This window comes from Mycoplasma leachii PG50 (genome assembly GCF_000183365.1).
In the GTDB taxonomy this organism is placed as follows: Bacteria; Bacillota_I; Bacilli_A; order Mycoplasmatales; family Mycoplasmataceae; genus Mycoplasma; species Mycoplasma leachii.
Genome location: NC_014751.1, coordinates 273,250 through 286,115, shown reverse-complemented (window position 1 = coordinate 286,115; position 12,866 = coordinate 273,250). Strand labels below are relative to the sequence as shown.

Genomic DNA, 12,866 nt, shown 5'->3' with positions numbered 1-12,866 from the left:
GCCGGGGTGACGTACACTTAACCGGCATGAACCTTACTTTTATACTAATATAATATGTAAAAAAATAAATACTTTTTTTACTTTTTATTAATAAAATTTTACAATTTATAAAAATCTTCCAATTTTATTCCCATTTCATTCAATATTTTATTAAATAATACAGTTTCAAATTTGTGATTAAATTTAGTAAAAAGCATAATTATTTCTTCTTTTAACGAGATAAAATTATTTCTAGTCAAAATCATTTTTAAAAATACAAAGACAATTGCTAGCTTTAAATCTCCATAAAAACTATAACCTATCATTTCTGAAATATCTTTTGTTGAAACTCTATCAAATTTTATGTTATACATTCTTTCTTCATGAGTACAAACATTTCTTACAATATTTAAAATTTTTAATAATGATAAAAAAGAATCACTTCTAAATCATAAATTATTTTCTTTATTATTTTGTTCTAAGAATCTATTTACATAAAAAAGTATAATATTGTTTTTGTCATCATCTTTTAGAATTCTAAACATATATATCATATTACCAAAAGATAAAATATTAACAACCACTCATAATAGGGCATGACCATATTGTTTTATGTAATGTTTAATATAATTAGTTTTTTCACTCTTTGAAACTATTGTTTGATTGATAGTTGATATAAAATTAAAACATCTATATAATTGTCTTTATAATTTTCTGGATATAAATATGTGTCCTATTCTATTATTTTTATTATATTTTTTACTAAAATTATATGCAATTATAGTCTTAAAATCTCTTTCAAAAATTAATATGTATTTTAATAAAATAGATCTTAATTCTCTATCAAATAAAAATAATGAATATAGTTCGTCAAAATTTGTATTTTCAATGAATATATCTTGATTATCATCTAAAGACTTTTTTAAAAATAAATCTTTATAACCATTAACAATATTATAATAATTTTCTTGTTTTAATATTTCTATTGATTTTTGTTCATTTGAAATTATTAATCCACGAGATTTTAAAATTTCAATTTGCTCTTCAAAAGTTTTAAATTCTTTTGGTGTTTTCATTTATATCTCCATTCTGTCAAACTATAAAATTTTATGTTTCATATTAAAAATATTTTTACCTTTTCTTTATTTACTATATTTAATAAATAGAAAAAAACAACTCCTAGAAGTTGTTTTAGTCAATCTTTTGATTAAAATATCTAAAATTTAAATTAATACAAAAAAATAATGTATGTTGCTAATTTAATATAAAAAGTTCTAGTTAAAATGTATTTTATGAACTTAATCAAGAATTATAGTATTATAAAATTTTAATATATATTTTTATACTTATCCTAATCATGGTTCAAATAATACTAAACAAAATATAATGTTTGCAAATATTAACCCCAAAATAGGAACTTTTTTAAGATATAAAAATAAACTTATAATAATTCCAATTGGAACATAACAATATAATGCAATTAGTCTTCAGCCTGTAAAAAACTTCATACTTTGATTTGGTTTATTTTGATTTATAAACTTTCAATATTCACTAACTGATTCATTAAATACAAAGTATGGAAACATACAACTTATAAATATTTCAATAGCCAAAGCAATAATAATTCCAGCTACAACTGGATTCATAATATCAATTAATTTTTTGAAAAATGTTGATTGATGAAATTTTTGAGAATATTTTATAGCAATCATCATCATAAAAATAGCAGGTAAAACGAATGCTAAATAAGTAAAAATCATTGCAACAAATCCTCATCATTGCCCTTGAGCGATCATATAACCAGTAATTGCTGCAAACTTTGGACTTAAAATTCCTGGTGTTGAATTTGATACAGCAAAAACTGTATTTATAAATTCTTCAGAAATTTCAATTTTAAATCAACTATTTAATGATTTTCATAATCACACAAATATTGGCATAAATACTTGGCCACCACCAAATACTGATAATGAAACAAATATTAATAAAACTAATGTAACTAAAAAAGCAATAAAACTTAACATTATTCTATTCCTTTCTTAATTTCATCTGAATCAACTTTTTTTGTGTTTTTACTTCTAATTATAAAAATAGTTGAATAAATTGCTATTACTAAAATCATTACTAATATTGGAACATTATAAGGTGTTGGAACAAATAATGAAAAAAGTAAAGTAGTTAAAAATAAAACTAATCATAAGCTTAAGTTCATTACTTTTTTTCCCTTTTTAAAATAGTTATAACCAAATCCTAATAACGCTCCTGTAATTGCAATTAATACCCCAAGTTGAACAACTATTAAATATTGAGTAGGTATTTTATTAAAAGCAAAAACTAATCCTACAGCAAAAAAAGTATGTGGCATTGAAGCTAAACTAACAACTAAATAAGCTTTAAATTTAGATAAAGATTTAAAAGCAATATATGCTGTTGTTTGAATAGCAGCTGGTCCTGGTAACATATTTGTTAAAACTACATTTTGATGAAATTCATCTTCATCTAGTCATTTATATTTATCAACTGCATATCTTTTAATAACTGGCATAATTGCATTACCACCACCAAAACCAACAAAAGTAATTAGTAGTATAAATAAAAAGATATTTCAAAATGTTGGTGGTTTTATATATTCTTTTTTATTCATAAAAAATCCTATGCTTTATTTTATCTATATTAAATATTATAAAAATGTAATATCAAATTGTTAAAAACATCTTGATTAATAGGCTAATACTAATATGTTTTTTAGATTTAATTTTAAATATATGCAAGGAAAAAGTGTGTAAATACACAGAAATTCCTTATACTTAAAACTAGCTAATCTTACTTTTTAGTATAATAATAAGGAAAAAGTGTGTAAATACACAGAAATTCCTTGAGGTGCTTATGATAATAAATAGAGATTTTTACTTAAAACAGTTAATAAATAAAATGAACAACAGCAAAGTAAAAATAATTACTGGAATTAGAAGATGTGGCAAATCATTTTTATTATTTAATTTGTTTTATAAATATTTAATTTCTATAAATATTCCATCTGATCAAATTATAAAAATATCTCTAGATGGCTATGATAATAGAATGTATAGAACACCAACTACTTTAAATAACTTTATACAAAGTAAAATAACAAATAAAAATAAAAAATATTATTTGTTAATTGATGAAATTCAATATTGCGAACCAGAAATAAATGAGTTTGCTCCAAATACAGAAAAAATTACTTTTGTAGATGTTCTTTTAAGTTTTTATAATAATCCAAATCTTGATGTTTATGTAACTGGAAGTAATTCAAAAATGCTATCTACAGATATACTTACTCAATTTAGAGGTAGGGGTGATGAAATATCTTTAAATACTTTATCTTTTTTTGAAATATATGATTTATTTGAAAATAAAGACAAAGCATTAAAACACTATATGTTATATGGTGGGTTGCCAGCTATTTATAATCTAAAAACAGACGAAGAAAAACAAAAATATTTAAAAAATACATTTGATGAAACATATATTAAAGATATATTGGAAAGAAATTCTCTTACTAGTGAAACTGGTGAAATTCTAGATACTTTATTAAATTTTATCTCTTCAGCAATTGGATCATTAACAAATCCCTTAAGACTTGCAAATCGTTTTATATCAGAAAAAAATATTAAAATTAATTCCACAACCATATCAAAATATTTAAACATCTTTAAAGAATCCTTTTTAATTAGAAGCTCTATTAGATATGATGTAAAAGGTAATAAATATTTTAACACTCCTTTAAAGTATTATTTTACTGATATTGGTTTAAGAAATGCAAAGCTAAGCTTTAGACAATATGAAGAAAACCACATTATGGAAAATATTATTTATAATGAACTTTATAGAAGAGATTTTAATATTGATATAGGAATTGTTGAAATACAACAAAATCAAAATAATAAAAGAACAAGAACAACACTAGAAATAGATTTTATAGCAAGTAAAAATCATCAAAAATATTATATTCAATCAGCATATAGTATTTGAGATTCTCAAAAAAAAGAACAAGAAACAAGATCACTAAATAATGTAAATGATAGTTTTAAAAAAATTGTTGTTGTATATGAAGATATAATTCCATGACATGATAATAATGGTATTTATTATGTTGGTTTAAAAGAATTTTTATTAGATGAATCTATTTTAAATAATTAAAAAACATATGTTAAAAAAGCACATGTTTTTTATATTGATTTTAACAATAATATTAAACTTTATAATACTAATTAAATTTCTTTATAATTAATGTTAAGGTCAAATCATTTTTAAAATAGATAGGAGAATATATGCTTAAATTTAATGATAAAAAAGAAGAATTAACTTTAGTTTGTTTAACTGATGTTAAAGATAAAAAGTATGTAGTAGATACTGATTTATCAACCTCATTTATTAGTGAAGAAAAAACTTTTTATATGGTAATTAAAAAAGATCAAAAGGATTTATTTAGAAAGCTAAAAATTGCTTTTAAAAATTTTGTTTTAGAAAATAAATACAATATTAATATTGATGTTGATTCATTTTTTAATTTATTAAATGAATGTGATTGTAAAGAAAAATTAATTAACACAATTTATGAAACAATTGCTTTTGAAACATATGATAAAGTAAGTTATAGAAAAGATAATAAGCCAAATCAAGTAGTATATAACTTATTAACTAGTTTTAATGTTAAGAATTTAGAACAAAAAGAAGCTATTAAAATGGAATTTGTAAACTTTACAAGAACTTTACAAGATACTCCATCAAACATTGCAACAAGTGAATATTTAGCTGAAAAAATAATTCAAAAAGCAAAAGAAATAGATGGACTTAAAGTTACTGTTTTAGGTAAAAAAGAAGCTACTAAACTAGGAATGAACTTATTTTTAGCAGTTAATTCAGGATCAATATATGAACCACAAGCTGTAGTTTTAGAATATGTTGGTGATGAAAATGAACCAAAAAAAGCTCTAGTTGGAAAAGGAATTACTTTTGATAGTGGTGGGTATAATTTAAAACCAACTAAATATTTAGAAGGTATGAAATTTGATATGTCTGGAGCTGCTATTATGCTTTCAACTGTTATGGCATTAGCTAAGATCAAAGCTAAAGTTAATATTGTTGGAATTGGTATGTTTACAGATAATAGAATCGGATCAACTGCAACCTTGCCTCAATCAGTTGTTAAATCTATGAATGGGTTAACTGTTGAAATCGATGATACTGATGCTGAAGGAAGATTAGTATTAGCTGATGGGATTACTTATGTGATAAGAGAAAAGCAAGCAACTGAAATTTGAGAAGCTTCAACTCTAACTGGATCTGTTGTTTCAGCTTTAGGAAGTTATGCTACTGGAGTATTTACTCATTGTGATAAAAGATGGGAAATAGTTAAAAATGCTTCAAAATTTAGTGGTGAAAGAATGTGAAGATTACCACTATATGAAGAACACTTAGAAGAAGTTAGAAATGACGCAATTAATGCTGATATTACAAACGCTACAAAAAACTATGAAGCAGAAAGTTCAAAAGCAGCTAGTTTTTTAAATGAATTTAGAGAAGATAAACCTTATGTTCATTTTGATATTGCTGGAACTGATAGTATTAAAGGTAGAGGTCAAGGAGTTTTAGTTAAAACTCTATTTGAAATATTTAATAAATAAATTAAGGAAAAATATTATGAAATTAAAAAACTGAACATTTTATAAAGCAAAACAATTTGTAAAATTAAACGAATCTAATCAAGTTTTAAAAGATACAGCTGTTTTAATTTTAAGACCAGATATTAATAAAGAAAAAACACTTCTAGCTATTGGTTTAGATAAAAAAGTAGTTAATTCATTAATTATTGATTTACAAAATAAAACATTTGAAGAAAATGAATTATTTGAAATTTTTAAAGAAAACATTGGATTTGTTTCAACTGAAGAGATTAGTGAAATTGATGCTAAGGGATTAAATTTATCAACTCCAATTCATCAAGATAACATTAAATCAATTATTAAAATTTATAACTTATTTTTAAATGTAGAACCAATTGAATTTGATACTAAAGACTATCAAGATTTAGAAACTATTCAAAACCAAGAAGATGTTTTTACTAATGTTGATTTTGAAAACATTCCATTACCTGCTTTATTACAAACTTTAAATGTTGGTATGAAAAATTATAAACAAAGAGTTGAAGAAATTTTTGAATTAGATGGAAAAGAATCTATAAACAAAAAATTAGAACTAGTTAATATTCAATCTAATTTAATTGCTTTTTTTGATCAAGCATTAAGAAAAATGGATGAAATTATTACTAAACTAAGTGAACAAAATGCTGAGTTAATTAAAAAATTAGAAAGTCAGGAAAAATAATGAAAAGACCTGAAGCCTTAAAAGAATATAAATGAGATTTTGATTATTTGTATAAAAATCAAGATGAATGAAAAAAAGATTTAGATTATTTAGTTGAGATTTCTAAAGAATTTAAAAATTTTAAAAATAAATTACATCAAAAAGAAACTTTTTTAAAATGCTTAGATTTAGATGAAAAAGTTAATTTTATTACAAACAAACTTTCAACTTATACAAGAATGGGAGACACTAATCAAGCTGATGAAGTTTATAGAACTTTAGAAGCTTTATTAATGAATGTCTTACAAGATATTGAAATTGAAACTTCTTTTATTTCACCAGAAACTAAAAAAATTGGTTTTGAAACTATTTCTAAATGACTAAAAGAAACTAAAGATTATCAAAAATATTTATATGGTTATAAAAAATTTTTTGAACAAGCAAAACACATTTTAAGTGAACACGATGAAGAATTATTATCAAAAATATCTAAAGGTTATACTGCAATTTCAGGAATGTATGATACATTAGCTTATGCTGATAGACAAGAAGAAACAATTAACTATAAAGGTATTAATCAAACATTAACTAATTCTTTATTTTTAGAAATTCTACAAGATTCAGATCCAGTTAAAGATCAAGATTTAAGATTAAAAGCAAGTGAAATATTTTCTAAAAACTTTAGTTCTAAAAAACATAGTTTTGCTTTAATTTATGAAGGAATTTTACAATCAGATCATCAAGATACTAAATTAAGAAATTATGACTCAAGTTTACAAGCTAGTTTAAGTTCTGATTCAATTCCTGTTGATATTTATTTAAAACTTTTAGAAATTGGTAAAAAATATATTAAACCTTTAGAAGACTTTTTATTACTAACTAAAAAACACTTTAAATTAGATAAATTTTATCCAAGTGATAGACAATTAAAACTAGTTAAAGAATATGATCAAACTTTTACAGTTGAACAAGCAAAAGAACATATTAGAAAGGCTTTAAGCATATTAGGTGAAGAATATTTAAAAAATTTAGAAATTGCTTGAGGACCAAACAAAATTGATTATTATGAAGATACTAATAAAAGAGATGGTGCTTATTCAACTGGTGGACATGGTGTTGATCCAATTATTTTAATGAACTGGGATGATAAACTAAATTCAGTCAATACTTTAGCTCATGAATGCGGGCATTCTGTTCACACTTTATTTTCAGAACAAAACCAAGTTTATCCACTAAGTCAATATCCAATCATTTTAGCTGAAGTGGCTTCAACTATTAATGAACATTTATTATTTGATTACATGTATAAAAATGCTAAGTTAAAAGAAGAAAAAATTTACTTATTACAAGAAAGAATATTTAATTTAGTTTCAACATTTTATAGACAAATTCAATTTGCTGATTTTGAATATAGAGCAAGTCAACTAGTAAGTAAACAAACTCCTTTAACTAGTGAAGTTTTAAATAATCTATTTAAAGAAGTTGAAAATGATTATGGTTATAAAGTATTTGACAAATTAGATGATAATACTAAATCAGGTTATGGATGACCTAGAATTAGTCATTTTTTCCACTCACCATTTTATGTTTATAAATATGCAATTGATGTAACTGCTAGTTATAAATTATATGATGATATTAAGAATGGAAATATTCAAACCACACTAGACTTTTTAAAAGCAGGTGGTCATAAAGAACCTTTAAAAATTATGCTAGATGCTGGTATTGATTTTAATAAAGAACAAACTTATTTACCTTTAATTAATGGAATTAGTGATTATATTAAAGAATTACAATCTTTATTAGAAGAATAATAAAAAATCTCGGGGGAGCCCCGAGATTTTTTTTACAAATATTTAATTGAAGAAGTTTCAAAATGATCTAGATTAATAGTATGTTGAGTAATTTCAATAATATTATTATTTTTATCATATAAAATTGAATATCTACAAATCACATAATCTTGATGATTATCAACTAAAAAATTTCTAGTCATTTGATCTTTTAATTTAGCTTCTATTATAGAAGTTAATTTAAAAGGTTTAATAGAATTTTCTTCAAGATATTCTATTAAAGACTTTTTAATCTTTTCAACATCTATATTGTTAGTAAAAAGATTTTTATTTAAAAATGACTTTGCATATCTTACTGGTAAATCATTTACATAAAATACTTTAATATATGAAAAATAATCATCAGGATTAAAATCAATACTTAAATGTAATTTATTCATAATAGCAACTAAATTACTAGTATCTAATTCAGTTTTAATAAAAACTTCTTGCTTATTTGTAAATAGTTGATTTCTAATTGATTTAATTCTATTAAATGAAAAGTCAGGATTTATAAAATAGCCTGCTCCTTTTTCTGATTTAATTAAGCCTTTTGTTTTTAAATCTGAAAAAGCACTTCTTACAGTTCCTCTACTTACTTTAAATTTAGTTACTAAAAAGTATTCACTTGGTAAAGGAGTTTTAAAATCAACTTTTTTATGCTCAATCAAATCTAATAAATAGTTAACAATTTTTTGACGTTCTGTAATTTCTTTATTTTTCTTATCTTGCATAAGTTTTATTATAAACTAATTTATTCAACAATAATTGTTTGTCAAGGTTTTAAAGTATTTTGATCAAAATCAATTTCAGTATTTAAAATAATCTTATTATTTTGATTAATTAAATGACTAATATTAACTTGTTGATCGCTTCAATTAGCAATTATTTTAATTGATCTATTTTGATCAATTCTACTATAAGCAAACAATTTATTATTATTTGGATCTAATAATTCAAATTCTGCATCAATAATTAATTGAGAATAATCACTTTCTTCTCTAAATTTAATTAATTTTTTTAAATAATGATAAATACCATTTGGATTATTTAACTCATTTTTAGCATTAATTTCTTTGTAATTATCATTTACATCAATTCAAGGTTGATAATTACTAAATCCTGCATATTTACTATCATCTCATTGATATGGTGTTCTTGCATGATCTCTACTATTTTCTAATATTCCTTCTATAAACTGATCATAAGTTAAGGTTTTATTTTTTAAAACTTCTGATTGATAGGTATTTTTAATTTCAACATCTTTATATTTGTTTAAATCAGTTCAATTAACATTAGTCATTCCAATTTCATCACCTTGATGAATAAAAGGAGTTCCTTGCATTAAAAAAATAGTAGTTAATAAAGTTTTTGCTGATTGAATTCTATATTTTTGATCATTTCCATATCTTGAAACCATTCTAGGTAAATCATGATTTGATAAAAATAAACCAGCTCAACCTTTATTATGTAAACCTTGTTGTCATTTTTTATAAATTTGTTTAAGTTCTAAAAAATCAACAGCTTTTTTCTTATACTTATTATCTTTATTAAAAAAAGAAGTAACTGGTTCAAAATTAAATATCATTGAAAATTCTTCATTTTTTTCATTTGAATATTGAATTGCATGATCAATATCTGCTGATCAACACTCACCAACTGTTAAAAATTCATTTGAATTTCAACTATTTTTTCTTAGGTCTTGAATGTATTTATGTAACATTGGACCATTAGATAAAATCTTTTGATCAATTCTTTTACCAAGCAATTCAATTACATCTAATCTAAATCCTATTATTCCAAAATCACATCATCACTTGACCATTTTTGCAATTTCTTCTCTAACTTTAGGGTTTTGTCAATTTAAATCAGGTTGTTCTTTTGCAAACATATGAAAATAATATTGGTTTGTAGTTTGATCATAAGTTCAAGCAGATCCACCAAAAGCTGATTGAATATCATTAGGCTGATCTCTTCAAATATAATAATCACGATATGGATTAGTTTTAGATGATCTTGATTGTTTAAACCATTCATGTTGATCTGAAGTATGGTTTAAAACTAGATCCATAATTATACCAATATTTAACTCATTAGCTTTATCAACAAATTTTTTAAACTTTTCTAATCCACCATAAATTTGATTAATAGATTGATAATTTGAAATATCATATCCATTATCTACAAGTGGAGAATCATAAATTGGAGTTAATCAAATAGCACCAATTCCTAGTTCTTTTAAATACTCTAATTTTTCTATAGCACCATCTAAATCACCAATACCATCATTATTTGAATCTTTAAATGATTGAAGATACATTTCATAAACTACAGTATTTTTTCATCAGTAATTTGCCATTTTAAACCTCTATTTTAATGTTTGATTCTAAAAGATATTCTTTATCAAATAAATTAATTTTTAAAGCTTGTCCTTTAATTAATTGAACTTCAACTTCTGTTTTATAATGTTTTACTTTTAAAACACTATTTCTAAAATTAATATTAAATTCATAACCATTTCATTGTTTTGGAAGTTTTGGAGAAAAACAAGGTATATTGTTTCTTACTAACATTCCACCAAAACCTTCAACAATTGCTAGATAACTTCCTGTCATACTTGTAATATGTAATCCATCATCAGTATCATTATTATAATTGTCTAAATCTAATCTAGCTGTTCTATTATAAAACTCATAAGCTTTATCCATTAAATCAATTCTTGCAGCAATTATTGAATGAACACAAGGACTTAATGAAGATTCATGAACTGTAAATTGTTCATAAAATTTAAAGTTTTTAGTAATTTGTTCTTTAGTGAATTTATCTCATAAATAATAAATTCCTTGTAAAACATCAGCTTGTTTAATATAAACACTTCTTAAAATACGATCTCAACTTCAATTTTTATTTAAAGGTCTTTCATCTTTACTTAATAAATTTTTATGTTTTAAATCTTTATCTAAAAATGTATCATGTTGAACAAATATATCTAAATCTTTATCATATGGTAAATATATCTTATTAATAATATCAACTCATTTATCAGTTTCATTAGTAGTTAAATTTCATTTAGACTTGTCTAAGTTTAATTTATTTAACATTTCTAAAGTATAACTTAATACTCATTGACACATTAAATTAGTTAATCAGTTATTATTAACATTGTTTTCATATTCATTTGGACCAGTGACTCCATGAATAAAGTATTTATCTTTTAAAGAATGATAATGAACTCTATCAGCTCAAAACCTACTTATTTGGATCATTACATCCATTCCAAATTCTTTAATATAATCAAGATCTCCAGTATAGTTAGTGTAGTTATAAATTGCATAAACCATAGCGGCATTTCTATGAATTTCTTCAAATGTAATTTCTCATTCATTATGACATTCAACACCATTAAAAGTTACCATTGGATATAAAGCACCTTTAAATCCTAATAACTTAGCATTTTCTATAGCTTTATTTAAATGATTATAACGATATTTTAATAAGTTTCTACTAATTTTTGGATCTGAAGTTTTTAAATATAAAGGTAAACAATAAGCTTCTGTATCTCAATAAGTAGCTCCACCATATTTTTCACCAGTAAATCCTTTAGGACCAATATTTAAACGATCATCATTTCCATAATAAGTACAAAACAATTGAAATAAATTAAATCTAATTGCTTGTTGATCTAAATCAGATCCAATAATTTTAACATCACTAGTTTGTCAACGTTTATCTCATAAACTAGTGTGTTTTTCTTTTAATTGTTCATAGTCAAACTGATTAATTTGATTATTTATTTTAATAGCATTTTCTTTTAATTTATCTTCTGAATAGTTTAATGAATGAACTAAAGTAACTAGTTTATAAAAAGTAAGAGTTTGATTTTGTTTTAAATCAAATTTATAAGTAGTTTTTGCATATAAATTAGATTGGTCAAAAACAATATCTTTAGCTTGTAAATTATAACTATTTGTTGCATAACAAGCATAACTAAAACGTTGTATATCAAAGTTATTTTCAATCATTTTTGAAACTACTAATTGAGAATGATCATTAGCTAGTGAATATAAATGAGTTCAAAACTTAGTTTTATAGTTTGAATCTCTATTAATCACATCTCCATTAATATAACTAGTTAAATCTAAACTTATGTCTTTGTTACTTGTAATACTATACTTAATTGCAACTAATTCTTTAGTATCAATTGAAACAAATCTTTCAGTTTGAACTTTAATTTCTTTATCATTAACATTAGTAACAAATTCTCTACTTAATACACCTTGTTTTAAATCTAATATTCTTTTATAACTGCTTGGAGCTTGTTTAAATAAATCTAGTTCTATATTATCTATAAATACATTTAATCCTAATAAGTTAACTGCATTAATTACTTTACCAAAATAATTTGGATATCCATTTTTTCATCAACCAACTATAGTTTTATCTGGATATCATAATCCACCGACATAACAACCTTTATGAGTATCACCAGTATATGTTTCTTCAAAGTTTCCTCTTATTCCTAAATATTCATTTCCTAAAGAGGTAATTGATTCACTTAATCTAAAATCATATCCATTATCTGGTAGTTTGTTTTCAACTAATAACCAAGGATCAACTTCAAATAGTCTTTTTATATTAACATCAATATTTGTTTTCATATTACTCCCATTTTATTAATCTTATTATCAATAAAAATAGACACATTAT

General features: G+C 23.0%; 9 protein-coding genes and 1 pseudogene. 4 read left to right on the top strand and 6 right to left on the bottom strand.

Features of this window, described 5'->3' with window-relative positions:
* Positions 1 to 98: 98 nt before the first annotated feature.
* The 3 genes and pseudogenes from MSB_RS04570 to MSB_RS01155 all read right to left on the bottom strand — a co-directional run bounded on the left by MSB_RS04570 (position 99) and on the right by MSB_RS01155 (position 2,623).
* Positions 99 to 1,055: pseudogene (locus MSB_RS04570) on the bottom strand (Abi family protein).
* Between the two features lie 270 nt (positions 1,056 to 1,325).
* The gene (locus MSB_RS01160; RefSeq protein ID WP_013447552.1) at positions 1,326 to 2,003 is read right to left on the bottom strand and encodes a chromate transporter; all 678 of its coding nucleotides are present in this window, start codon (positions 2,001 to 2,003) and stop codon (positions 1,326 to 1,328) included.
* Positions 2,003 to 2,623, bottom strand: coding sequence for a chromate transporter (locus tag MSB_RS01155; protein ID WP_013447551.1), 621 nt, complete (start codon positions 2,621 to 2,623; stop codon positions 2,003 to 2,005). Before MSB_RS01155 ends, MSB_RS01160 begins: the two co-directional genes overlap by 1 nt.
* A gap of 242 nt (positions 2,624 to 2,865) precedes the next feature.
* Between MSB_RS01155 and MSB_RS01150 the strand changes: the two genes are divergently transcribed.
* From MSB_RS01150 to pepF, 4 genes are all read left to right on the top strand, one after another.
* Positions 2,866 to 4,161 (top strand): ATP-binding protein, encoded by a 1,296-nt coding sequence (locus MSB_RS01150; RefSeq protein ID WP_013447550.1) that lies wholly within the window; start codon positions 2,866 to 2,868, stop codon positions 4,159 to 4,161.
* Between the two features lie 131 nt (positions 4,162 to 4,292).
* Positions 4,293 to 5,648 (top strand): M17 family metallopeptidase, encoded by a 1,356-nt coding sequence (locus MSB_RS01145; protein ID WP_013447549.1) that lies wholly within the window; start codon positions 4,293 to 4,295, stop codon positions 5,646 to 5,648.
* A gap of 16 nt (positions 5,649 to 5,664) precedes the next feature.
* Entirely contained in the window at positions 5,665 to 6,348 is a 684-nt protein-coding gene (locus MSB_RS01140) for a restriction endonuclease subunit S domain-containing protein (protein WP_013447548.1), read from the top strand.
* The gene (gene pepF, locus MSB_RS01135) at positions 6,348 to 8,141 is read left to right on the top strand and encodes an oligoendopeptidase F (RefSeq protein WP_013447547.1); all 1,794 of its coding nucleotides are present in this window, start codon (positions 6,348 to 6,350) and stop codon (positions 8,139 to 8,141) included. The genes MSB_RS01140 and pepF overlap by 1 nt, the downstream gene beginning before the upstream one ends.
* Before the next feature lie 32 nt (positions 8,142 to 8,173).
* Here the strand turns inward: pepF and MSB_RS01130 are convergent, their stop codons facing one another.
* From MSB_RS01130 to MSB_RS01120, 3 genes are read right to left on the bottom strand one after another with little or no spacing between them, the layout of a single operon-like run.
* Complete coding sequence (locus tag MSB_RS01130; protein ID WP_013447546.1) at positions 8,174 to 8,893, bottom strand: GntR family transcriptional regulator; 720 nt, start codon at positions 8,891 to 8,893, stop codon at positions 8,174 to 8,176.
* Positions 8,894 to 8,913: 20 nt separating this feature from the next.
* Positions 8,914 to 10,518 (bottom strand): glycoside hydrolase family 13 protein, encoded by a 1,605-nt coding sequence (locus tag MSB_RS01125; protein ID WP_013447545.1) that lies wholly within the window; start codon positions 10,516 to 10,518, stop codon positions 8,914 to 8,916.
* Between the two features lies 1 nt (position 10,519).
* A complete protein-coding gene (locus MSB_RS01120) occupies positions 10,520 to 12,817 on the bottom strand; it encodes a family 65 glycosyl hydrolase domain-containing protein (protein ID WP_013447544.1) in 2,298 nt (765 codons plus the stop codon).
* Positions 12,818 to 12,866: the final 49 nt, after the last annotated feature.